Source organism: Corallococcus sp. AB032C, from assembly GCF_003668935.1.
Lineage (GTDB): Bacteria > Myxococcota > Myxococcia > Myxococcales > Myxococcaceae > Corallococcus > Corallococcus exiguus.
This window is the reverse complement of the sequence record NZ_RAWP01000238.1, coordinates 1-2,367: the sequence shown is the minus strand read 5'-3', so window position 1 is coordinate 2,367 and position 2,367 is coordinate 1. Positions and strand designations below refer to the sequence as shown.

Annotated in this window: 2 protein-coding genes and 1 pseudogene; 1 reads left to right on the top strand and 2 read right to left on the bottom strand. The window is 68.2% G+C overall.

Annotated features, from left to right (window positions below; all coding sequences use genetic code 11):
* Nucleotides 1–77 precede the first annotated feature (77 nt).
* Nucleotides 78–401 carry a hypothetical protein gene (locus D7X99_RS41785; RefSeq protein ID WP_147476426.1) on the bottom strand — a complete coding sequence of 108 codons (324 nt, stop codon included), beginning with the start codon at nucleotides 399–401 and terminating at the stop codon, nucleotides 78–80.
* Nucleotides 401–1,072 carry a sigma-70 family RNA polymerase sigma factor gene (locus D7X99_RS41780; protein ID WP_158627169.1) on the bottom strand — a complete coding sequence of 224 codons (672 nt, stop codon included), beginning with the start codon at nucleotides 1,070–1,072 and terminating at the stop codon, nucleotides 401–403. Before D7X99_RS41780 ends, D7X99_RS41785 begins: the two co-directional genes overlap by 1 nt.
* A gap of 693 nt (nucleotides 1,073–1,765) precedes the next feature.
* Between D7X99_RS41780 and D7X99_RS41775 the strand changes: the two are divergent.
* Nucleotides 1,766–2,367 (top strand): annotated as a pseudogene (locus tag D7X99_RS41775) (DNA primase); the annotation flags it as partial.

The following is a 2,367-nucleotide window of genomic DNA, read 5'->3' as shown; positions in this document are numbered from 1 at the left end:
AGCGTGGGGGCCCGCCGAGCAAGGCGGAAACGGGACGACCGTCCCAAATTCGGACCCGGGGGGGCCTCAAGCCATGTTCAACGTGACTGCAATCCGGGCAGAGCCGCCACGATGCGCTCGTGGCAGGCCAGGAAGTCCACGCAGGACACCGCCCAGCGCCGCGTATACGCCCCGCCCTCGCACGTTTCCGTGACGGACAGGGCTCCAGCGCGCTTCGGCACCTGGACGCCGCACAGGACACACGGCGCGGCGTGCTGGTTGCGACGCAGCTCCGCCGACTTGTCCGCGCACGCGAGATGACGCGGTCCCGTCCCCAGCGTGTACTCGATGCGCTCGCCCTTCAGCACGGGCGCACCGCATGCGGCACAGGGGCCGCCACGCTGGGCGACGAGGACGGGCATCAGTCGCCCCTGTCCGCCAGACGCTCGCGGAGCTGCTCGTGGGCACGGGCCAGCAGCACGTCCAGCCGGCTGCGTGGCTCGTTCCAGTCCTCGGCCACATCGCGGATGCCGCACGCTGGCTGCCCGATGCCATGGACGCGGGACACCAGTTCCCGCAGTTTCGGGTCCAGCCGCAGAACCTCGCGCCGCAGCCGCGCGCACTCCTCACGCAGCGCGTACAGCTCCTCGACGGTGGCCACCTCCAGCGCCAGGGCCGCATCGTGCATCTGCGTCAGCGAACCGGGCAGCGACTCTGCCGCGTCATCACGGCTCACCAGCGGCATGGGCCGCGTCTTCGGCTGTCCCTTGCGCCCGCGCTGGGCCGCGTCCGAGGGACGGACGTCCGCGTAGTGCAGGCGGATCTGCTCCATGATGGCCCGGCGCGCCCGCCACTCCACCCAGGTGGAGAAGGTCTGCCGGCCGCGCTTCTCGGGTTTGTATGTCTCCACGGCCTTGAGCGCTTCGAGGAGCGCCACCTGGACGAGGTCGTCCTCCAGCAGCGACCCGCTGAGCTTCTCGTAGCCACGGGCCTGCCGCCGCAGCTGGGGCTCCAGCAGGCGCAGCAGCGCGTCCACCAGTTGCCGGGCCCGCCCGGACTCACCCGCTGCATGGCGCCTGTGAATCTCGCTCACCAGCTCATCCGGGCTCGGCCGCGACGCTCCGCTGCGTGAAACATGAAACTCCCGCTTCGCTGCACTGCCCTTCTTCACGCCTTACCCCTCTCGTGCGTTGAGAAACACGTCCGTCCCCATGCGACAATGTGCGACGCACCAGCAAGACACCTGCCAAGGCACGCAAGGAAGGCATGCCTCCGCTATGCGTGAAACACCCACGCACTTGTGACATGGCGGGATACAGGGCGTGCCGACTCACTGTGTCCAGATGGACCCGCATGGTTGCCTCCAACGGCCAGGACCTGGGGAGTAGCATCACCGTCTGACACGGCGCCCCGTGCCGCCATCACCCGGCGGGTCTCCAGCCCCTCCCCTGCAAATGGGGGCGAACTCTGGCCGTGGCTTTTCGCGGGTGTTTCGTCGCAGGCGCGGGAAGCGGCACCGCAAGGCAGGGGCTGCGAGCCCAACACACCCGCCGCACACCTATCACTCTCGTTCTCTCTCTTTCATAGAGAGTTTGAGAGAGAAGAACATATATACGCGCGAGACCAATAGGAGATAGGACAACGACCCCTGTGTGTGGTGTTGCCGTGTGACTCGGCTGCTCCTGCCACTGCACGCCACCTGTGGAAAGTGCCCCCATTGAGACAGCGAAGGGCGTCGTCCGTGCTGGGCGTGCCCGCTGCCGCGAGGCTGGAGCACACATCACCCATGAAAGTCGCATTCTACGAATCCGCCCAGGACAACACGCCGCGCGTCGAAGACTGGGACTGGACGCGGCTGCGCGCACTGCTCACCACGCATCGCCGCAGCAAATGTCCGCAGACGCCCTGCCCTGGCCGGTGCCCAGCGAAGAATGGCCCTGCCTGGAGCCCCGTGGAGATCGGCGAGCGACGCGGCAACGACTTCGTGCACGCCATCACGCTTGCCGTCTTCGACCTGGACCATCTGACGCCGGAGCAACTTGCGCCGCTCGAAGTGCTGGAGCGCGACGGTTACGCCTACGCCCTGCACACCACGCACAGCCACAGGCCACCAGACTTCTGCATGCGGCTCGTTATGCCGCTGAGCCGCCCGGTGCTGCCGCGCGAGTGGCCAGCCGTGCGAGCCGCAGCCCTGGCCATGCTGCGCATACCGGCGGATCCAGCCACAAAGGACCTGTCGCGGCTCTACTACCTGCCCGACGCGCCCGAGGGTGCCGAGTGCTTCGCGGAGAGCGCGGTGGGCAAGCCGCTGGACGTGGAGGCCCTGCTGGCGCCTTCACGCGCGAGCATTGCGCCGGCGTCGCCGCTGGCCACCGTGGACATGCAGCA